This is a genomic window from Pseudomonas lactucae (assembly GCF_036688725.1).
GTDB lineage: Bacteria > Pseudomonadota > Gammaproteobacteria > Pseudomonadales > Pseudomonadaceae > Aquipseudomonas > Aquipseudomonas lactucae.
Map to the genome: position 1 here is coordinate 24,039 of NZ_JAQQPT010000005.1, position 20,468 is coordinate 44,506.

At 62.5% G+C, this 20,468-nt stretch carries 20 protein-coding genes; 8 read left to right on the forward strand and 12 right to left on the reverse strand.

Annotated features, from left to right (window positions below; translation table 11 throughout):
• Genes V6M90_RS06615 through V6M90_RS06625 form a run of 3 tightly spaced genes read right to left on the reverse strand, consistent with a single transcriptional unit; the run spans position 1 to position 2,201 of the window.
• A complete protein-coding gene (locus tag V6M90_RS06615; protein ID WP_141064070.1) occupies positions 1-327 on the reverse strand; it encodes a DUF3325 domain-containing protein in 327 nt (108 codons plus the stop codon).
• Complete coding sequence (locus V6M90_RS06620; protein ID WP_141064069.1) at positions 328-1,902, reverse strand: PepSY-associated TM helix domain-containing protein; 1,575 nt, start codon at positions 1,900-1,902, stop codon at positions 328-330.
• The gene (locus V6M90_RS06625; protein ID WP_042944219.1) at positions 1,899-2,201 is read right to left on the reverse strand and encodes a DUF3649 domain-containing protein; all 303 of its coding nucleotides are present in this window, start codon (positions 2,199-2,201) and stop codon (positions 1,899-1,901) included. Before V6M90_RS06625 ends, V6M90_RS06620 begins: the two co-directional genes overlap by 4 nt.
• 170 nt (positions 2,202-2,371) lie before the next feature.
• Here V6M90_RS06625 and V6M90_RS06630 point away from each other — a divergent pair, with 170 nt between their 5' ends.
• The 3 genes from V6M90_RS06630 to fecA all read left to right on the forward strand — a co-directional run bounded on the left by V6M90_RS06630 (position 2,372) and on the right by fecA (position 6,228).
• The gene (locus V6M90_RS06630; RefSeq protein ID WP_042944217.1) at positions 2,372-2,860 is read left to right on the forward strand and encodes a sigma-70 family RNA polymerase sigma factor; all 489 of its coding nucleotides are present in this window, start codon (positions 2,372-2,374) and stop codon (positions 2,858-2,860) included.
• On the forward strand, positions 2,857-3,798 hold the full coding sequence (locus tag V6M90_RS06635) for a FecR domain-containing protein (protein WP_332846226.1): 942 nt from the start codon (positions 2,857-2,859) through the stop codon (positions 3,796-3,798). The genes V6M90_RS06630 and V6M90_RS06635 overlap by 4 nt, the downstream gene beginning before the upstream one ends.
• Before the next feature lie 90 nt (positions 3,799-3,888).
• A complete protein-coding gene (fecA, locus tag V6M90_RS06640; RefSeq protein WP_332846227.1) occupies positions 3,889-6,228 on the forward strand; it encodes a TonB-dependent Fe(3+) dicitrate receptor FecA in 2,340 nt (779 codons plus the stop codon).
• On the opposite strand, the gene V6M90_RS06645 is transcribed toward fecA, so the two are convergent.
• Positions 6,229-7,101 carry a LysR family transcriptional regulator gene (locus tag V6M90_RS06645; RefSeq protein ID WP_141064065.1) on the reverse strand — a complete coding sequence of 291 codons (873 nt, stop codon included), beginning with the start codon at positions 7,099-7,101 and terminating at the stop codon, positions 6,229-6,231.
• Between the two features lie 105 nt (positions 7,102-7,206).
• Here V6M90_RS06645 and V6M90_RS06650 point away from each other — a divergent pair, with 105 nt between their 5' ends.
• The gene (locus tag V6M90_RS06650) at positions 7,207-8,718 is read left to right on the forward strand and encodes an MFS transporter (protein WP_141064064.1); all 1,512 of its coding nucleotides are present in this window, start codon (positions 7,207-7,209) and stop codon (positions 8,716-8,718) included.
• A gap of 51 nt (positions 8,719-8,769) precedes the next feature.
• Here V6M90_RS06650 and V6M90_RS06655 read toward each other — a convergent pair whose 3' ends face one another.
• Together V6M90_RS06655 and V6M90_RS06660 are read right to left on the reverse strand one after the other, a co-directional pair.
• Complete coding sequence (locus V6M90_RS06655) at positions 8,770-9,180, reverse strand: HPF/RaiA family ribosome-associated protein (RefSeq protein WP_003171985.1); 411 nt, start codon at positions 9,178-9,180, stop codon at positions 8,770-8,772.
• Between the two features lie 212 nt (positions 9,181-9,392).
• The gene (locus tag V6M90_RS06660; protein ID WP_003171983.1) at positions 9,393-10,340 is read right to left on the reverse strand and encodes a LysR substrate-binding domain-containing protein; all 948 of its coding nucleotides are present in this window, start codon (positions 10,338-10,340) and stop codon (positions 9,393-9,395) included.
• A gap of 137 nt (positions 10,341-10,477) precedes the next feature.
• Between V6M90_RS06660 and V6M90_RS06665 the strand changes: the two genes are divergently transcribed.
• Together V6M90_RS06665 and V6M90_RS06670 are read left to right on the forward strand one after the other, a co-directional pair.
• Positions 10,478-11,854 carry an L-serine ammonia-lyase gene (locus V6M90_RS06665; RefSeq protein ID WP_332846228.1) on the forward strand — a complete coding sequence of 459 codons (1,377 nt, stop codon included), beginning with the start codon at positions 10,478-10,480 and terminating at the stop codon, positions 11,852-11,854.
• A 315-nt stretch (positions 11,855-12,169) separates the two neighbouring features.
• Positions 12,170-12,487 carry a DUF3509 domain-containing protein gene (locus V6M90_RS06670; RefSeq protein ID WP_003171981.1) on the forward strand — a complete coding sequence of 106 codons (318 nt, stop codon included), beginning with the start codon at positions 12,170-12,172 and terminating at the stop codon, positions 12,485-12,487.
• Here V6M90_RS06670 and V6M90_RS06675 read toward each other — a convergent pair.
• Positions 12,484-12,972 (reverse strand): phosphate-starvation-inducible protein PsiE, encoded by a 489-nt coding sequence (locus V6M90_RS06675; RefSeq protein WP_003171980.1) that lies wholly within the window; start codon positions 12,970-12,972, stop codon positions 12,484-12,486. The genes V6M90_RS06670 and V6M90_RS06675 overlap by 4 nt on opposite strands.
• Positions 12,973-13,411: 439 nt before the next feature.
• On the opposite strand from V6M90_RS06675, the gene V6M90_RS06680 reads away from it, so the two are divergent.
• Positions 13,412-13,672, forward strand: coding sequence for a YebG family protein (locus tag V6M90_RS06680; RefSeq protein ID WP_003171979.1), 261 nt, complete (start codon positions 13,412-13,414; stop codon positions 13,670-13,672).
• 55 nt (positions 13,673-13,727) lie between these two features.
• Here the strand turns inward: V6M90_RS06680 and V6M90_RS06685 are convergent, their stop codons facing one another.
• Positions 13,728-14,747 (reverse strand): Glu/Leu/Phe/Val dehydrogenase family protein, encoded by a 1,020-nt coding sequence (locus V6M90_RS06685; protein ID WP_078731687.1) that lies wholly within the window; start codon positions 14,745-14,747, stop codon positions 13,728-13,730.
• A gap of 188 nt (positions 14,748-14,935) precedes the next feature.
• Here V6M90_RS06685 and V6M90_RS06690 point away from each other — a divergent pair, with 188 nt between their 5' ends.
• Positions 14,936-15,739, forward strand: a complete 804-nt coding sequence (locus V6M90_RS06690) for a SirB1 family protein (protein ID WP_003171977.1) — start codon at positions 14,936-14,938, stop codon at positions 15,737-15,739.
• On the opposite strand, the gene V6M90_RS06695 is transcribed toward V6M90_RS06690, so the two are convergent.
• The 4 genes from V6M90_RS06695 to hmgA all read right to left on the reverse strand — a co-directional run bounded on the left by V6M90_RS06695 (position 15,736) and on the right by hmgA (position 20,430).
• Positions 15,736-17,103: an MFS transporter gene (locus V6M90_RS06695; RefSeq protein ID WP_003171976.1), complete on the reverse strand. Its 1,368-nt coding sequence runs from the start codon at positions 17,101-17,103 to the stop codon at positions 15,736-15,738. The genes V6M90_RS06690 and V6M90_RS06695 overlap by 4 nt on opposite strands.
• 105 nt (positions 17,104-17,208) lie before the next feature.
• Complete coding sequence (gene maiA / locus V6M90_RS06700) at positions 17,209-17,844, reverse strand: maleylacetoacetate isomerase (RefSeq protein ID WP_003171975.1); 636 nt, start codon at positions 17,842-17,844, stop codon at positions 17,209-17,211.
• Positions 17,845-17,856: 12 nt separating this feature from the next.
• On the reverse strand, positions 17,857-19,143 hold the full coding sequence (gene fahA, locus V6M90_RS06705; RefSeq protein ID WP_332846229.1) for a fumarylacetoacetase: 1,287 nt from the start codon (positions 19,141-19,143) through the stop codon (positions 17,857-17,859).
• A 3-nt stretch (positions 19,144-19,146) separates the two neighbouring features.
• Positions 19,147-20,430, reverse strand: coding sequence for a homogentisate 1,2-dioxygenase (gene hmgA / locus V6M90_RS06710; RefSeq protein ID WP_305428549.1), 1,284 nt, complete (start codon positions 20,428-20,430; stop codon positions 19,147-19,149).
• Between the last annotated feature and the right edge of the window lie 38 nt (positions 20,431-20,468).

Here is a 20,468-nt window from a genome sequence, read left to right on the forward strand (position 1 = left end):
TCAGAGGACGGCAAAGGCCACGACGGGGCTGGTCAGCAGGCCGACACCCGCGAGGATCAAGGCCAGCCTTGGCCGATACGGCAACAACAGCACCAGCAGCAGTGCGCTGAGCATCAACACCGCGCACCACTCCACCAGACCCTGGGCCCAACCGGTAGCACTCACGGCGGGCCCGATCGCAAGGGCCAGCAGCAACCCTCCCGCCACACGCAACCCCAGGCGCCGACGCGGCGTTGGCTTGCTGTGCAGCAGTTCACCGTGATGGCGGTCTGTGGTCAGGCACAACGCGGTGAACCCGGCATAACACATCAAGAGCGCGAGCAACATTCAGTTCGCCTCCTGCTTGAGCGGCAGCGCAGGCATGCGTTGCGCCTTGGGCTGCGGCGCCGCGCGGTGCTGCATCTTCCAGGCCGCCCAGGCGAGGAACACGCCGCTGGCCAGGCAGGTCAGGTCGAAGCCGGCCATGGCCCAGTCGCCCCGTGCCAGGGATACGCCCAGATGTTGATGCGTGGTGAGGGCATTGAGCAGCGGCACCGCCATAAACAGCAGCGCAGCGAAGCTCAATTGCTCCACCCACGCCTGGCGACCACGACGCAGGACGGCGTGCAACAGGCTCAGGCCCCAGGCGATAAAAAAGGTCTGCACCTCCCAGCCGGAACGCTCGGCGAAGCTTACCGGCAGCAGACGGTTGGCCCAGAAGAACGCCGCGATGGCGATCAACAACCCGGACATGCTGGCAACGTTCAGCACTTCCACCAGCCGCAGCTCGAACGGCATCACAGCGGTCTTGGCGTGCTTGAGCTGGCGCTTGCCCAGCCAGAGCACCAGCCCGGTGCCGATCATCGCCGTGCCCGCCAGGCCGCAGATAAAGTACAACCAGCGCAACACCGGGCCGGCGAAATGGCCCATGTGCAGACCGAAGAACCCGCCGGCGATGACCGTCGGCAGCGACGGTTCACCGCTGACCCGTAGCAACTGGCCAGTAGTGCCGTTGAATTGCACGACGCTGCCGAAGTCATGCACCACGTTGTCGGAACCGGCGCGGAACACATTGACCGACGCGTTCACATCACTCGGGTTATTCACCGCGATACGCCCGACTTCTCCGCCCGCCCACTGCGCCCGCGCCTGCTCGTACATCGGCAGCAGCGCCAGCAACTTGCCCGGCACACCCTGAGCCGGTGCGTTGTCGGTGGCGGGGAATAACTCGCTGAAGAAGGCGCGTGTATCTCCTTCATAGGCAGCCAGGATCGGCGCCGGCATCACCATGTTCATAAAGATCACCAGGCTGCTGTAGGTGATCATCAGGTGGAATGGCAGCACAAGCACACCCACCGCGTTATGCCCGTCGAGCCAGGAACGCTGGCCTTTGCGGGGACGGAAGGTGAAAAAGTCTTTGAAGATTTTCTTGTGGGTAATGATGCCGGTGATCAGTGCCACGAACATCGCCATTGCCGCGACGGTGGCCAGCCAGCGCCCCCAGGGGTAAGGCATTTGCAACTCGTAGTGGAAACGGTAGAAAAACTCGCCGCCCTTGCTTTCACGCGCCGCCACCGCTTGCCCACTGACGGGGTCGAGGGTTTTGCGACTGAAATTGCCGCGCTTGCCGGGGTCGAGCTTGTCTTGCCACATCACCGACAGGCCGGGGTCGCGGCTATTTGGCAGGATAATGAACCAGCGCGCGGCGGTGGGCGCGACGTGTTGCAGGTAGTTTTGCGCGACGCTGAGGCTGCGCGCATCGTCCCGCGGATAGGCCTGCACTTCCGGCTGCATCCAATGGCTGATCTCCTGCTTGAAATAGGTCAGCGTGCCCGTCAGGAAAATCGCAAACAGCAGCCAGCCAAAAACCAATCCGACCCAGGTGTGCAACCAGGCCATGGCTTGGCGAAATCCCTCTTTCATGCTCGCGTCATCCACACGCCTACACCCGCCAGGGTGGCAAACGCCGCGCTCGGCAACATGACGCCAGCCCAGGCGCGCCATGCCGTACGGCAGGCAAAGCACCACAAGACCGCCAACAGGTAGTACGCAAACGAACTCAGCATCCCGGTGATCACTGCATCCGCTCGGGAGGCGGGCAGCCACAATGCCAGGCAGATACTGGCCAGGGACGCCATCAGATAGCCGCCGACGACCGCGGCCAGCACACGCGAGGCGACGGCGAAGCGATAAGCAAGGGGCAATGAGGGTTTGCTTTTCATACGGGAGGCGCCAGGGTGATCAGTGCGCAATATTAATGATAAATATTCTCACAAGCAAAACAGAACGGATGAATCACCCTGCCAAGCGGATTGCCGAACCTGGTCCGGCACCCTACAATGCGAACAATTCTTGTTCTCTAAAGCTTGTCGAGGCTTGTGGAGTGTTCCTGTTGAGCCCGTCCCACACCGTCGAAGTCCTGTACAACAACCATCACCACTGGCTTACCGGCTGGTTGCGACGCAAACTCGGCTGCCCGGAAAGCGCCGCCGACCTGGCGCAGGACACCTTCATCCGCGTGCTCACTGCCCGCGAAGTTCCCACGTTGATCGAACCGCGCGCGTTCCTCACCACAATCGCCAAGCGCGTGCTGTACAACTTCTACCGTCGCCAGGACCTGGAACGCGCCTACCTCGACGCCCTGGCGCAGATGCCCGAATGCGTGGCGCCGTCGGAAGAAGAACGCGCGATCATCCTGCAAACCCTGGTGGAGCTGGACCAACTGCTCGACGGCCTGCCCGTCCAGGTCAAGCGCGCCTTCCTGCTGGCGCAACTCGATGGCCTGACCTACGCGCAAATCGGCGCCGAACTGGGTATCTCCATCGCCACCGTCAAACGCCACCTGCATAAAGCCGCCCTGCGCTGCTACTTCGCCCTATGAATGTCTCGAACCAGGTCGCCGAACAAGCCGTGCGCTGGCTGATGGAAACGCAGCAAGGCGCACTCAACCCGCGCCAGCACGCAGCCTGGCAGCGCTGGCTGAATGCCCACAGCGAACACCAGCGCGCCTGGGACCATATCCAGCACGTCAACCAACGTCTGCGCGGCATGCCCTCGCCCCTGGCCCAGGCCGCCTTGAATGCGCCGACCACCACCAGCCGGCGCCAGGCGCTCAAGCTGCTGCTCATCCTCGGCGCCGGTTCTGCCGCGGCCTGGAGCCTGCGCCAGCAACATATCCTGCCACCGCTGAGCGCCGACTACCGCAGCCCGGTGGGCCAGCGGCGCAAGGTGCAATTGGCCGACGGCAGCCAGTTGCAGCTCAATACCGGCAGTGCGGTGGATGTGCATTTCGACGGCAGCCAGCGCCTGATCCGCCTGCTCGAAGGCGAGATCATGCTCAGCGGCATCGCCGGCAACGCGCCACTGCAGGTGCTCACCGGCCAGGGCCTGCTCACCAGCCAGGCGGCGCGCCTGAATGTGCGCCAGTTCAATGACCACACCCAACTGGCGGCACTCGCCGGCCAGGTCGAGGTGATGCCCAACGATTACAGCGGCCCGCCGCTCAGGGTAGAGGCCAGGCGCCAGGTCAATTTCACCGCTAAAGGCTGGGACACGCCGCGCTCCACCGAGGCCAACAGCGGCGCCTGGGCCGACGGCATGCTGGTGGCCGCGCATATGCGCCTGGAAGACTTCCTCGGCGAGTTGGGCCGTTACCGTCGTGGCCAGCTCAATTGCGACCCGCAGGTGGCCGACCTGCTGATCTCCGGCAGCTACCCGCTGGATAACAGCGAACGCATTCTCGACCTGCTGGAGGTCAGCCTGCCGGTAAAAGTGCGACGTTTTACCCGCTACTGGGTGACCGTCCAGGCACGCGTCTGAATCCATTTAAAAAACAGTGAGCCGTTTTCCCAGCCTCGCGTGACAGAGAAGGAAAGCCACCTTGATCCTTCCTTCTCAGGACCGCCCTTCATGCCCCAGCAGCCGACCCTTATCGCCCGCACCTTGCGCCAACTGTTCCTGGGCGCCAGCCTCAGTTTCACGGTATTGCCTTGCGTGATGGCGGCCGACGCCAAGCCTTATCACATCGCCCCGACCTCGCTTGAGGCTGCGCTGAACCAGTTTGGCCGCGAAGCCGGCGTGCTGATTTCCTTCGGTTCCGACGTAACGGCGGGCTTGCAGAGCCGTGGTTTGTCCGGCAATTACAGCGCCGCCGACGGCCTGCAAAAACTGCTGGAAGGCACCGGTCTGCAAGCCCGGCCCGAAGGCGACAACGCCTTCAGCCTGCAACCGGCCAATGCATCCACGAGCGTTGAGCTGGCCACCTCCAGCGTGGTCGGCGACTGGCTCGGCGATGCGGCGCAGACCAATGTGTTCGTACACCCCGGCGCCCGTGACGTGATCCGCCGCGAGGAGTTCGAACGCCAAGGCGCCACCCAGGCCAAGGACGTGCTCAACCGCATCCCCGGCGTCAACGCGCCGGACAACAACGGCACCGGCAGCCACGACATGGCGCTTAACTTCGGCATTCGCGGCCTCAACCCGCGCCTGGCGTCGCGCTCCACGGTGCTGATGGACGGCATCCCGGTGCCCTTCGCGCCATACGGCCAGCCGCAGCTATCGTTCGCGCCGATCAGTATGGGCAACATGGATGCGGTGGACGTCGTGCGCGGAGGCGGCGCCGTGCGCTACGGCCCGCAGAACGTCGGTGGCGTGGTCAACTTCGTGACCCGTGCGATCCCGGACGCGCCCACCGTCAAGGGCGGCTTGCAGACCGAAACCAGCCCGTCCTCCAGCCACGACGGCTTCAAGACCACCGGTAACCTGCTGGCCGGCGGTACCGCCGACAACGGCCTGGGCGGCGCGATTCTGTACTCCGGCACCCGCGGCGGTGACTGGCGCGAGCGCAGCGATACACACATCGACGACCTGATCCTCAAGGGCAAATATCAGCTCGACGACGCCAACAGTTTCAACGCCATGGCGCAGTACTACGAAGGTCAGGCCGACATGCCCGGTGGTTTGAACGTGGCGGACTACAAGGCCGACCCGTACCAGTCCACCCGCGCCTACGACAAATTCTGGGGCCGCCGTACGATGTTCAACGTCGGCTATCGCTATGAGCAGGACCGGCGCGAGTTCACCGTCAACAGTTTCTTCACCAAGACCCTGCGCAGCGGCTACCTGGACCAGGGCACATTCCTCTCGCTGTCCCCGCGTGAATATTGGGTACGCGGCCTGGAAACCCGTTTCGCCCAGGGCTTCGATCTCGGCCCTACCAGCCATGAAGTCGGCGTGGGCTATCGCTACATCAACGAGGCCGGCCACGAACTGCGCTACCGCACGCCCATTTCCGCCAACAACCAGCAACTGCCCAGCACCGACAGCCGCAACGACCGCGACACCCGTGGCGGCACCGAAGCCAATGCGTTCTTCATCGACGACCGCATCGATATCGGCAAATGGACCCTCACGCCGGGCATTCGCTACGAGATGATCGAGTCCCAGCAGACCAACAAACTCACCAATGTGAAATACAAGGGCGACTACAACACCGCGCTGCCTGCGCTGAACGTGCTGTACCACCTGACCGACGACTGGAACCTCTACGCCAACACCGAAGGCTCGTTCGGCAGCGTGCAGTACAGCCAAATGCCCAACCGCGTGACCAGCGGCGAAGTGAAACCGGAAAAAGCCCGCACCTGGGAACTGGGCACGCGCTATGACAACGGCAGCCTGCGCGCGGAAATCGGCGCATTCCTGATCAACTTCGACAACCAGTACGAAAGCAACCAGACCAACGACTCGGTGATCGCCCGCGGCGAAACCCGCCACCAGGGCATCGAGACCAGCGTCAACTACGCACTCGACGGCCTGAGCCCGGCGCTGGCCGGCTTCGATGTGTACGCCACCTACGCGTATGTCGACGCCACCATCCGCGAAGACGGCCCGAACAAAGGCAACCGCGTGCCCTTCTCGTCCAAGCACAAAGGCACCCTCGGCGTGGGCTACACCGAAGGCCGCTGGAAACTCAACCTCGACAGCAGCTACCAAAGCAGCCAGTTCGCCGACAACGCCAATACCCAGGCCGAAAGCGCAGACGGCGCCAACGGGCGCATCCCCGGCTACATGCTGTTCAACAGCCGCGCGGCCTATGACTTCGGCCCGCAATTGTCGGACTTGAATGTGGCGGTGGGGGTGAAGAACATCCTCAACAAGCAGTATTTCACGCGTTCGTTTGACGATAACAACAAGGGTAAGTATGTGGGGGAACCGCGTACGGTGTATGTGCAGACGTCCGTTGCGTTCTGATCAACTCCCCGCCAGGCAACTGGGCGTGCCGGCCACCAACGCGTCGATCGCACAGCGCGTCTTGGCCGGCATATGCGCCGCTGTCGGCCAGATCACATGAATGGGTGACGGCTGCTCGCGGTAGCCCGGCAGCACCGCTTCCAATTGCCCGCGCAGCACATAGTGGGCAACCAGCCAGCTCGGCAGCCAGGCCAGGCCGACGCCTGCGATAGCGGCGTCGGCCACTGCCTGCAGATCATCCATCAGCAACGGCGAAGCTACGCGGGAACGGTGCGGGGTGTTGTGGCGGTAGGCGATGCCGCGATGGGTGGCCAGGTCTTCGATGGATTCAATCGGGCCGACGCGCTGCATATACGCCGGCGCCGCCGCCAGGCACACCGACTGTTCACCCAGGCGCCGCGCGCTCAGGCGGTCGGTGTCGGGCAGCGGGCCGATGCGTACGGCGACGTCGAACCCCTCCTGCGCCAGGTCCACCAACCGGTCAGCGAAGCAAATCTCAATCTCCAAGGCGGGATAGCGATCCATCAAGCTCCACAGCGCGGGTGCCGCATAGTGGTGCCCGAAAGCCAGCGGCAAGCTCACCCGCAAACGCCCGCGTGGCTGTTGCCGACCGCTTTCCAGCACGGATTCGGCCGCCTCGAGTTCCGCCAGCGCGCGCAGGCAGTGTTCGTAGTAAGCCTGCCCGTCTTCGGTCAAACGCTGGCGACGGGTGGAGCGCTGCAACAGGCACGTGCCCAACCGCGCCTCCAATCGCGCCAAGCCTTTACCCACCGCGGAACGCGTGAGGTTCAACCGTTCGGCGGCCTCGGTCAGGTTGCCGCTTTCGACAATGTGTAAAAAGAGTTCAACGCCATCAAAACGCGGAGTAGCCATGGTTTATTTGTCGCCCTGCATTCCCCTATAAGCGGAAAACTTATCACAAATAAAGAACCAGATTCCCCTGAGAATAAACCGATCCATTATCGACAGGAGAATCCCATGCCACCCGCCACGACGTTATCGGTCACCCGCGCCCCAAGCACCGCCAGGAATAATCTCGCCCTCACCGCCGTGTGCCTGGTGGCCCTGATGTTTGGCCTGGAAATCTCCAGCGTGCCGGTGATCCTGCCCACCCTGGAGCAACAACTGGGCAGTGGTTTTCAAGACGCTCAATGGATCATGAACGCCTACACCCTGGCATGTACCAGCGTGCTGATGGCGGCGGGTACATTGGCCGACCGCTTTGGCCGGCGGCGCATGCTGGTACTGTGCCTGTGGGTATTTGCCCTGGCCTCGCTGGCATGCGGGCTGGCCGACTCGACCGCCACGCTGATCGCGGCGCGATTCGTCCAGGGTATCGGCGGCGGTGCCATGATGATTTGCCAGTTCGCCATCCTGTCGCACCTGTTCCGCGAACCGGCGGCACGGGCACGAGCGTTTGCGATCTGGGGCGTGATTGCTGGCGTGGGCCTGGGCTTCGGGCCGATGGTGGGCGCGTTGATCCTGGCGGTGGCGGACTGGCGCTGGGTGTTCCTGGTGCATGTGCCGCTGACCCTGTTCACCCTGGTGCTGCTGCGCGTCAGTGTGGTGGAGTCCCGCGACCCGGCCGAGCACCGGCTGGACATCGCGGGGATGCTCACGTTGACGCTGTCAGTGTTTGCCTTGGTTTACTTCATCACCCAAGGCAGCGAGCGCGGCTTCGGCACACCGACCATGCTCGCCTGGGCGGGTTTGGCGCTGGTTGGGTTCCTGCTGTTCATCTGTATTGAGCGGCGCAGCGCGCACCCCATGTTCGATTTTTCGGTGTTTCGCATCCGGCGCTTCAACGGCGCGTTGATGGGTTCGATCGGCATGAACTTCAGCTTCTGGCCATTCATGATCTATCTGCCGCTGTACTTCCAGGCGGGCCTGGGCTACGACACGATGACCACCGGCGGCGCCCTGCTCGCCTACACCTTGCCCACCTTGCTGGTACCACCATTGGCCGAGCGCCTGGCCTTGCGCTATGGCGCTGAACGCATCATTCCCCTGGGACTGGGCGCGATGGGCGTGGGCTTTTTGGCCATGGCGGCGGCCAACGGGGTCGAACAACCGAATATCGGCCTGGTGCTGCTCAGTTGCGTGATCGCCGGCGTGGGCCTGGCGCTGACCAATTCGCCCACCACCAATACCACCACCGGTTCGGTGTCGGCGGATCGCGCCGGCATGGCCTCGGGCATCGACCTCAGTGCGCGACTGATTACCTTGGCGCTCAACATCGCATTGATGGGCCTGGTGCTGTTGCTGGGGATCAGCCATCAACTGGCGGCAGTGATACCCGACAGCACCGCCATGGATTGGCCGGCCATCAGCCAAAGCATTGCCGCCGGCAAACTGGATTCGGCGGGGCTGACCTTCAACGAGGCCCGGGCGGCACTGCGACATGGCGCCGGTTGGGCGATGTTGTTTGCAGGGTTGGGGGCTGGCGGCCTGGCAGTGCTGAGCCGGCACTTTTTCCGAGGCGGCCGCTGAACGAAAACGGGCCTGCATTTGCAGGCCCGCTTGTAGGAGGTTAAAAATCGATCAGCCGTTGATCACAGCGTTTTCGTTTTCCAGGAATTCCTCTTCCAGCGCGTCTTCATTCACTTTGTTGATCGGCTGGTTCTTCCCGGCAGCGCGAGGTTTACCTTGCAGTCTGCCGAACAGATGCTCCAAAGCGTGTTCGAGCTTGGTTGCCGCACTGTCAATTGCCTGTTCCAGGGTATCGCCCTTGGCGGATACCGACAGCGGCTGATGGCCTTTTGGCCGCGCTTCCAGGCGGCAACTTAAATCGTGGGGACCGGGCTTGTCGCCGTTCTCATCCCGCAGATAGACCTCCACACGGGTCAGGTCTTCTTCATAACGTTCGAGCGTGCTCTCAATGGTAGTACGTACCCACTCCTCCAGTCGGATGCTGCTTTCAATATGGTTATCGCTATTGACTTGGATTTGCATAGTTCTTCCCTTATTTCAGCTAGCTCGCGAGAGGTCACAACTGCGACACCAGGGTGGTGAAACCATGACCTCTTGATTACACAATTGAGCACCTGCAGAAACAATTCAACCCCTTTGCAAAGATAAATCCTACATTACAAATTAAGCCTGACGACAAGCAAAAACGCTGTTAGGGTGGGGAGTTAGTTACATCTTCTTACGCCCCGCGGACCTTACAATTGCCCCTCTCCCAAGGGATGCAATCCGCGAAAAATCTCCGCTTCCTCCACCAGCCAGTCGTGCACCGCACGCACGCCCGGATGACTCAGCGCGCCCGGCGCATACAGCAGCACATAGCGCTTATGGTTGGGCACCGCCAGGCCGAACGGCACGATCAAGGTGCCGCGCTCCAGTTCATCGTTCAGCAAGGTGCGTCGTGCAATCGCCACCCCCATGCCGGCGATGGCGGCTTCGATGGTCAGGTGGTTGCGGTTGAAGGTGTGGCCGCGGCGCACATCAGCGTCGGGGTGGCCGATCGCGTTAAGGTAAAACTCCCACTCGGCGTACTCATAACTCCCACGCCAGGCGGTAATGTCGTGCAGCAGCGGGAAATGCACCAGGTCGGCCGGACCATGCAAGGGCGGGCGGCCACGCAGCAGGCTCGGTGCGCACACCGGGAAGATCTGCTCATCCAGCAGGGCGGTGGATAACAGGCCGGGGTAGCTGCCGTCGTTCAAGTCGACGGCCAGGTCGAAATCGCCCTCGTGCAGGGCAATACTGCTGTCCTCGGCGACCATGCGCAGTTGGATATCCGGGAAACGTTGCTGCAAACGCGGCAAGCGTGGGGTGAGCCACTTGCCGAGAAACGACGGGATCGAACGCAGGCGCAAGGTGCCGCTGATCATGCCCGCATCGAGCCGCTGCAACTCGGCATCGATGCTGCCGTAAGCCTCTCCCACCGTCGCCGCCAGCCGTTGCCCCTCGGCGCTGAGTTCCACGCCGCGGGCCCGCCGATGAAACAACCGAAAGCCCAAACGCTCCTCCAACTGGCGGATTTGCTGGCTCACCGCCCCTGGTGTGATGTGCAGTTCCTCGGCGCAACGGGTAAATGACAAATGCCGCGCTGCGCAGGAAAACACGTGCAGCCAGACGTAAGTCTGACCATGAAGGGGGCGCGTCATAGAGTTTAGTCCTGCTAAAGGGTGTCTTAGGATAATTCGTTGGTCAGCGCCGATCCAGCGGCTCAGTATCGCGCCAATTGCGCTCGCTCGACAAAAAATGGCAGCGATTTCTACTCCATTGCTTGGAAGGGTTTAGCATGGCTATCAGTGTTTTTGATCTATTCAAGGTGGGCATCGGCCCGTCCAGCTCCCATACCGTCGGCCCCATGCGGGCGGCGGCAACCTTTGCCCAGGCCCTGAGCGATCAGCACCTGCTGGGCGATATTGTCCGCGTCGAAGTGCGCCTATACGGCTCGTTATCCGCCACCGGCGTCGGCCACGCCACCGACCGCGCCTGTCTGATGGGCCTGATGGGCGAATGGCCGGACCGTGTCGACCCCACCTCAATCAACACACGCATCCAGCGGTTGCGCGAGTCCGGCCGCTTGTTGCTGGCCGGCACACAAGACATTGCCTTCAACTGGCACACCGACCTCCTGCTGCTGGACGAAAGCCTGCCCTACCACCCCAACGCCATGTCCCTGCACGCCTATGGCGACAGCGGCCTGCTCAGCGAGCAGACGTACTACTCGGTGGGCGGCGGCTTCATCATCGAAGCGGCCGAAGCCGCGTCGGGTATCGCGCCGACCAGCGATGTCGAGTTGCCCTACGACTTTTCCAGTGCCGTGGAACTGCTGGCACTGTGCAACAAACACGGCCTGCGCGTTTGCGAACTGATGATGGCCAACGAACGCGCCTGGCGCAGCGAGGAGGACATCCGCAGCGGCCTGCTGCATATCTGGTCGGTGATGCGCGAATGCGTGGAGCAAGGCCTGCGCGATGAAGGCATCTTGCCCGGCGGCCTGGATGTACCACGGCGCGCGGCGAAATTGCACCGCAGCCTGTTGGAAATCGGCAAACCCAATGTCATCACCTCGACCTTGTCGGCCATGGAATGGGTCAACCTGTTCGCCCTCGCCGTCAACGAAGAGAACGCCGCCGGTGGGCGCATGGTCACCGCGCCGACCAATGGCGCGGCAGGGATCATCCCGGCGGTGCTGCATTACTACATGAAGTTCAACGCCGACGCGTGCGACGACGATGTAGTCAATTTCTTCCTGGCCGCAGCCGCCGTTGGCATTTTGTGCAAGAAAAACGCCTCCATCTCCGGTGCCGAAGTGGGCTGCCAGGGCGAAGTCGGTTCGGCCTGCGCCATGGCCGCCGCCGGGCTGGCGGAGATCCTCGGCGCCACGCCCGAGCAACTGGAAAACGCCGCCGAAATCGGTCTGGAGCACAACCTCGGCCTGACCTGCGACCCGGTCGGCGGCCTGGTGCAGGTGCCGTGCATCGAGCGCAACGCCATTGCGGCGGTCAAGGCGATCAACGCCACACAAATGGCCCTGCGCGGCGACGGCAAACACTTCATTTCCCTCGACCGGGTGATCCGCACCATGCGCGACACCGGCGCCGACATGCATGACAAATACAAAGAAACGTCACGGGGCGGCCTGGCGGTCAGCTGGGTGGAGTGCTGACTGCGCTGTCTGCGATCGTTTTTTTCGTGTTGCCCTGAAATAGCCCACCGGCCTTCGTCACAACGCAGCCCCCATGTGGGAGGGGGCTGGCTCCCGATTGCGGTCGCACAGGCCAATATTCATTGCTGATACACCGCTATCGGGAGCAAGCCCCCTCCCACATTGAGTGCTCATCGCCAGGCGGATCGCTGTACGGCACGCCCCTTGCTGTAGAGCTTCTGAGGGAAACGGACTTTGGCCGGTGGTCAGGCAACGCGAACTAATCCCGACACCGGTCGTCAATGACTGCATGTTCTTATCAGGCGGTAACGCACCATGGACAATCCTTTTCAGATCATCACGGACACCTTCAGCCCAAAATACCGGGTCAACCTGAGCATTCAACGGCTCGACGGCAGCATCATGCTCACCCTCTCCGATGAGACCGGCGTGGTGGCCAAGCGCATGATCAGCGCCGAACAACGCAAAGACCCGCAACGGCTCAAACGCCTGGTGCAGAGCATCCAGTTCGGCATCGCCATCGAGCAGGGCCACAGCGCCATGGAGATCCTGGCGGTGATGACCGATGGCGACAGTCACAAACTGTTGCAACGGCCACCCAGCCGTCCCCTGCCCTTCAGCGTCGGGCTTTAAAGCTCGCCCTTCTCGGTCTCCAGGCTCGCCTCGCCCTTGCGACGCGGGCCTTCAACCTTCACCGACGGAAACGACGACGACGCATAGCGCACCACCAGGATCGCGAAGGCCAGCAGCAGAATGCCGCCACACAGGTAGATGATGCCCAGGTCCGGCGGGTTGTGGTGCGACACGTTGGAGATCAGCAGCCGCGTCAGCGCCGTAATCGCCACGTAGATCAGGAAGCGCACCGGCATGTGGTTGGTCTTGAAATAAATCCCGACCATCGCACCCAATTCCAGGTAGATGAACAGCAGCAAGATGTCATCGATCTTGATGTGCCCGTTCTCCAGCATCCCCAAAAATTCCATCACCGCCGCCCAGGCGGTCACCGCACCAATGGCGAACAGCGCCAGGTAGTGGAACGTCTCCACAAACAGATTGCCCAGCGACTCGGCCAGCCCATGAACTTGCTGACGCAGCTTTTCGGCCCAGTTGATTTTCACGAAGGTGCTTCCTTAGGTCGGTTCGACCGGATAATGCGGGTTGGACGTGACGGTTGTTCTGCATGCAGAAAAAAGGCCAGAGGCGGGTATAAGATGATGGCAGGGTGATATGAGGCACAGATTGATCAACACCAACGCCTAACCTGTGGTGAGCGAGCTTGCTCGCGCTGGGGTGCGAAGCGCCCCCAAACCCTGCAACGTGATCTCTCTGGAAAAACACCTTCGCCTGAATTGGGGCTGCTGCGCAGCCCAGCGCGAGCAAGCTCGCTCACCACAATAAAGCCCAGCGATATGAGAAATTTCCGGTGTAGCAAACCCCCATTTCCCAACTACATTAAAAACCTACTATCCAAACCCCGGCGTTTGGCATATCCTTTTAGCTGTATATCGATACAGTAGTAGCAAAAGACAACTATCGTGAAGGCATGTGAGGTGGTGAATGGCCGTCGAAGTGGTATACCGCAGCAGCCGAGATCTGGAGCGTTTGTTCATGGATAAAGCCGAAGCTGACCGTCATGACAAGATGCTTGAACTCGCTGAGTTGCTGGCAGAAGTGTTGCAAAAAGCCGTGCCGTCCCTGAGCGAGCAGCAGGTGGAGGAAGCGGGGATCTACATGGCGAAAAACCGCGATGTATTTGCCAAGGCGTTCAAGAGCCAGCCGGACGCGTTGTCCGAGTTGCTCAACGCAGCGGCGGAATAAAGCCCGAATTGAACAGGCCCTGAATCACTGGATCCAGGGCCTTTTTAATGCCTGTTCATTGGTAGAGCAGACGCTCTGCGAGTTCGTCCGCGACCCGTGCGGGGGAGCGTTTTTCGGCCTGGGCGTGGGCATAGATTTCGGTGAGACGCTTGCCGATGTTGGACAGGTGCGCGGTGATGGTCGGCAGTTCGGCGCCGCTGTGTTTGAGCGCGACGTAGATCAGGCCACCGGAGTTGATCACATAGTCGGGGGCGTAGAGGATGCCGCGACCTTCCAGTTGGTCGGCCACTTGCAGGTTGGTCAGTTGCGCGCTGGCGGAACCGGCCACGGCGGCGCAGCGCAGTTGGCCGACGCTGGTGCGGTTGAACACCGCGCCCAGGCCGCAGGGCGCAAGGATGTCGCAGGGGGTGCTGAGCAAGGCGTCGTTGGCGATGGGGTGCGCGCCCAGTTGTTCCATGGCCAGTTGCACCTTGCCGTGGTCGATGTCGCTGACCAGCAGTTCGGCACCGGCGGCGTGCAGCTGTTCGGCCAGGGCGTATCCGACGTTGCCCAGGCCCTGGATCGCCACGCGCAGGCCCTCGAGGTTGTCGCTGCCCAGGCGCGCCATGGCGGTGGTACGGATGCCGGCGAACACGCCCATCGCCGCATGGGGCGAAGGGTCGCCGGCGGCGGTGGTGCTGGTGACGAAGCGGGTGTGCTGGGCGATGCAATCCATGTCGGCTACCGAGGTGCCGCTGTCGATGGCGGTGATGTAGCGGCCATTGAGTTGTTCGACACAACGCCCGAAGGCTTCAAACAACGCCGCGCGGCTTTCCACATGGGGCGGGCGCAGGATCACCGCCGTGCCACCGCCCACCGGCAACCCGGCCAGGGCCGCCTTGTAGCTCATGCCCTGGGCCAGGCGCGCGGCATCGGCCACGGCGCTGTCGTCGTCGGGGTAGGCAATATAGCGACAGCCGCCCAAGGCAGGCCCCAGGCGGCTGTTGTGAATGGCGATGACCGCCTTGAGCCCGGTAACCGGATCGATGCTCAGGTGCAGCGATTCAAGGCGGGAGCTGTGCATGAGCGCAAACATCGTCAAGCTCCCGAATCACTTCTGGTAGTGGCCCAAGTATAGGCTTGCGGCGGAAAACTGCTCGAAGCGCGCAGGAATAAGCCGACAGATTTTATGGGGCTTGCGACATAAGTGAGTGGGATATTACGTACAGCACTGGACGAATATTCCCAGCAAGGCTAAAACGAGGGCATCTGTCGGAGAACGCAATGAAGTCCCGCCAAGCCTTTTTCGCCTGTCTGCAACGCTCGCCACCGGCGCTGTTCGAAGCCGCGCTCTGGATCGCCGCCGAGCACGACCCGGCCGTGCAACCGCAGCTGGTCCTGCAGCAATTGGCCTTGTTGCAGCAGCAGGTCAGCCTGGGCATGCCGCTGTTGCCGGCGGATGAGCTGGGCCAACCGTTGTTGCGCCGGATGAATGACCTCGGGTTCGCCCAGGATGATTTCACCCCGCTGCGCCCCGCCGCCGCCCTGCTCGACAAAGTGCTGCAACGCAAACGCGGGCAACCCCTGGCCATGGGGTTGATTGCCATGGAGCTGGCGCGACGCCTGGACATCCCCATGGTCGGCGTGAATTTCCCGGGGCATTTCCTGCTGCGGGTGCCCGGCGCCGATCACCTGCTGGACCCTTGCGGCGGCAGGCGCCTTTACCCCAACGATTGCCGCGAGCTGCTGCAGCGCCAATACGGCCCTCACCTCAAGTTGCAGGCCGAGCATGTGCTGACGGCCGAACCGCGTGCGATCCTGCAACGGCTGTCACGTAACTTGCGCCAACTGCACCTGTCCAACGACAACCCATTGGCCGCCCTGATCGACGCCGAACGCGTGCTGGAACTGGGCAGCGCCAACGCCGCCGATTACCTGGCGCGGGCCAGCCTGTACCAACGCCTGGACTGCCCCAACGCCGAACGTTTCGACCTGGAACACGCGCTGTTGCTCAGCGAAGACCCGATCCAGCGCCTGCGCCTGACCGAGCGGCTGGGGCACTTGCCGCCCAATTCAGTGGTGCATTAGGCCTGTGGCGCCCTGAGGATATCACCGGGCAACGGCGACTTTGGCACCTCGGCCACCGGCGAGCGCACCTGGATGATCAGCAGCGCGGCAATGACCGCCGGAATCGCACAGAAAAAGAAAATCTGCTGCACCGGGATATGCATCGCCAGCAAGAGACTGCCGAACAACGGCCCCAGGATTGAGCCGAAGCGGCCCACACCCAATGCCCACCCCGTGCCGGTGGCGCGCACATGCGCAGGGTAGAAATTGCTGGCGAAGGCATTAAGGGTCAACTGCCCACCGATGATGCAGAAGCCGGCAGCGAATACGCAGGCCACCAGATAGTGCCGATTGTCGTGGTTCAGCCCCAGCAGGATCGTACACACCGCCGCTGCCGCCAACACGCCGGACAACAGCCGCACCTTGCTTTTGAGGCGGTCGGCAAACCAGGCCATGCCGATCGCACCCAGGGTGCCGGCAAACAGAAACATCGAGGTCACCAGGTTGGCTTCATTGAGTGCCAGGCCGCTTTCGAGCAACAGCGACGGCAGCCAGCTGATCATGAAATACAGCAGGATCAGGCTGACAAAGAACGTCGACCAGATCAGCAAGGTCGGGCGTGCATAGCCGTTGCGAAACAGCTCCACCACCGTCAGCTTGCTGCCCAGCCGCGGCGTGTTTTGTGCCGCGCTCGCCAGTGGCGGTTGCCAATCGGGCAACAGGCGCGAAGTGACTTTGCGCAATCGCAGATACGGCGGTGCGTCGCGCAACAGACGCGGCAACGACTCAGGCAGCAGCCACGCCAGGAACGGAAACAACAGCAACGGTGTAACGCCGCCCGCCAGAAATACTGCCTGCCAACCAAAGCGGTCGATAAATCCCGCCGCCACAAACCCACCCGCCGCGCCACCGAATGAGAACCCGCACGCCGCCAGGGTCACCATCAAGGTGCGCAGGCGTGGCGGCGAATAATCCGACATCAATGCCATGGCACTGGGCATCGCGCCGCCCATGCCAATGCCACAGATAAATCGTGCGGCCATCAACGAGGTCAGCGAGTGGGCGAACACCATCAGCACAGTGAGGCTGGCGTAGATCAACACACAGCCCAGCAGGATACGCCGCACACCAAACCGGTCGGCCAGGGGTGTCACCAGCAGCGAGCCCAAGGTAAGCCCCAACAGGTTGGCGCTGAACACCGGACCGAACGCGGCTTTTTCCAGGCCCCAGTCCTTGGCCAGCGCCGGCACCACATAGCCCAGCACCTGGGCATCATAGCCATCGGTCACCAGCAGCAGCGCCAGCAACAGGAGGATCAACCACTGATAGCGCGATACCGGACGGGCATCGAGTGCCGCGCGAAAGCTGGCAATCTGAGTGTGCATCGCAAGGTACCTGTTTATTTTTATGGGTAGGTGGCGAAAATCCAATGTGGGAGGGGCGCCGCGACTTGCTCCCTCCCACATTTTGTTCAATGCAAGCCTTGAGCGTTATGGGGTGTCCGGTTGGTTGGCGGGGTGCGCCTGGATGAACGCCGGATGCTGCGCCGCCAACTCCGCCACCCGCCCAATACGCGGATACGCCGCCAACGGCACCTTGAAGCGCTGCGCCGCATACAACTGCGGTATCAGGAACGCATCCGCCAGCCCCGGCGGTTCGCCAAAGCAAAACCCTGTGTCGCCAATCAACTGCTCCACCGCGCCCAGCCCCTGGCTGATCCAATGGCCGATCCACTCCAGCACCTTCGCCTCATCATGCCCCCACTGGCGCAGCAGGTTCTGGGTACTGGAGTTGTGCAAGGGGTGAATGTCGCAGCCAATGATCGCCGCCACCGCGCGCTCATGGGCACGGGTAGCCAGGTCCTTGGACAGTAACGGCACCTGTGGATAACGTTCGTCCAGGTATTCGATGATCGCCGACGACTGGATCAGCAACTCACCCTCATCGAGACGCAAAGCCGGCACACGGCCTTGCGGATTGATGGCCAGGTACTCCGGCTGACGGTTGGCGCCACCGGCCGGCACCAGCAAGTTCACCGGCACCGCCGTAAAGTCCAGCCCCTTGAGCGCCAAGGCGATGCGTACCCGGTATGACGCGGTGGAGCGATAGTAGGTATAGAGTTCCATCACCCAGCCCTCTTAGCGTGCCGCAATGACGGTACCCCGGCATTCGCCGAAGCCGATCGAGGCAAAACCGTCACGACTGCAACGCGCGCGCAGGATGATTTCGTCGCCGTCTTCAAGGAACCTGCGGACCTCACCGGATGGCAATTCGATCACCTTCTTGCCGCCTTCGGTCATCTCCAGCAGGCTGCCGAATTGTCCCGCTTGCGGCCCGGATAACGTGCCGGAGCCGAACAAGTCACCGGCCTGCAACTGGCAGCCGTTGACGCTGTGATGCGCCACCAGTTGCGCCACGGTCCAGTACATATGCAGGCTGTTGCTCAGTGCCAGGCGATGGGCCGGCAGGTTCTGTTCGCGCATGGCGGCAGTGGTCAGCAGTACTTCCAGCTCGATATCCAGCGCGCCGTTGGCCTGGTCACGTTTGTCCAGCAGGTATGGCAGCGGTTGCGGGTCGCCCTCGGGACGCGCCGGTTGGGCCTTGCGGAACGGCTCCAGCGCTTCGGCCGTAACCACCCAGGGCGAGATGGTGGTGATAAAGCTTTTCGACAAAAACGGCCCCAGCGGCTGGTATTCCCAGGCCTGGATATCGCGTGCCGACCAGTCATTGAGCAGGCAGAACCCGGCGATATGCTCGGCCGCGTCGCCAATGGCGATCGAGTCGCCCATGGCATTGCCCTGGCCGATCCAGATCCCCAGTTCCAATTCGTAATCCAGACGCGCACACGGGCCGAAGGTCGGTTCGGCCTGGCCGGCGGGCAGTGTCTGGCCTTTAGGGCGACGCACCTGGGCGCCCGACGCGCGAATGGTCGACGCGCGGCCGTGGTAGCCAATCGGTACGTATTTGTAGTTGGGCAGCAACGGGTTGTCGGGGCGGAACAGCTTGCCGACGTTCTGCGCGTGTTCGATGCCGACGTAGAAATCGGTGTAGTCGTTGATCCGCGCCGGCACGTGCATCTGACAATCGGCAGCGCGGTGCAGCACCTGCGCCTCTCGGGCTTGCAACGGGCTGCCCTCGGCCAGCAATTGCAGCAGGCGTTCACGCAAGGCCACGCGCGGACCACGGCCCAGTTCGAAAAAGGCATTCAGCTGGCCACCGGCAGTCGCTTCAACGGCGCGGCGGGCCTCGCCGTCAAACAGGTCCAGCGCCGCCAGCAGGTCGAAGATGCAATCGCCAATCGCCACGCCACTGCGCGGCGCCGAGCCGTTGATGCTGAAGATACCCAGCGGCAGGTTTTGCAGCGAGAAATCAGGGTGACCGTTGGCCGAAGCCACCCAGCTGCGGGCTAGCGTCTGTTGCGTCATGGGTTATCTCCGGTTCGGGTTGAAGGTGACGGGCAGCGCGGCCCAGCACGCGTCATAGGCAGGTTGCAGTTGCGGGCAGTCAAGGGCGAACTGGGTGGGACGCAGCACTTGGCTGGTCTCGAACATGAAGGCCATGGTGTTATCGATCTTGTGCGGCGCCAGCTCGACATTGATGGCCTTGGTGCAGGTCTCGCCGTCCGGGCCGTGGGCGCTCATGCAACCGTGCAGCGACGCACCGCCGGGCAGGAAGCCTTCGGCCTTGGCATCGTAGGCGCCCTGGATCAGGCCCATGTATTCGTTCATCAGGTTGCGGTGGAACCACGGCGGCCGGAAGGTGTTCTCGGCCACCATCCAGCGTGGCGGGAAGATCACGAAATCAAGGTTGGCCAGGCCATGGGTGCTGGTCGGCGAGGTCAGTACGGTGAAGATCGACGGGTCCGGGTGATCGAAACTCACCGTACCGATCGTATTGAAGCGGCGAAGGTCGTATTTGTACGGCACGTTATTGCCGTGCCAGGCCACCACATTGAGCGGCGAATGATCCAGCTCGCAGGCCCACAACTCGCCGAGGAATTTCTGTACCAGGGTCGTAGGCTGCTTCAGGTCCTCGTAATGAGCGACCGGCGTGAGGAAGTCGCGCGGGTTGGCCAGGCCGTTGCTGCCGATGGGGCCCAGGTCCGGCAGGCGCAGCGAGGCGCCATGGTTTTCGGCGACATAACCGCGCGCTTGCGCATCCAGCAGTTCGACGCGGAATTTGAGCCCGCGCGGCAGCACGACGATTTCCAAGGGTTCCACGTCCAGCACACCCAGTTCGGTGGCGATGCGCAGGCGACCTTGCTGCGGGACAATCAACCACTCGCCATCGGCGTTGAAGAACACGCGCTCCATCGTACGGTTGGCGCGGTAGTGATAGATGCTGATGCCCGAGGGTTTTTCCGACGCCGAATTGGCAACCATGCCGACGAGGCCATCGATAAAGTCGGTCGGCTCGCTCGGCATGTCCAGAGGGTTCCAACGCAGTCGGTTAGGTGTCACCGCCCCCAACGGCCCACCGGCCAATTGCCGCTCGAGCTTGACGAACGCCGGGTGGTTGGCCGACGGCTGGATACGGTACAGCCAGGTACGCCGGGCTTCGCTGCGCGCCATGGTAAACGCGGTGCCGGAGAACAGTTCAGTGTACAGCCCGTAGGGCGCTTTTTGCGGGGAATTCTGGCCGACCGGCAAGGCGCCGGGCAGGGCTTCGCTGGCGAATTCATTGCCGAAGCCCGACAGGTACTCGAGGTTCATGGAGCGTCCTCTGCGTGCAAGTTGTTTTTATCGTAATC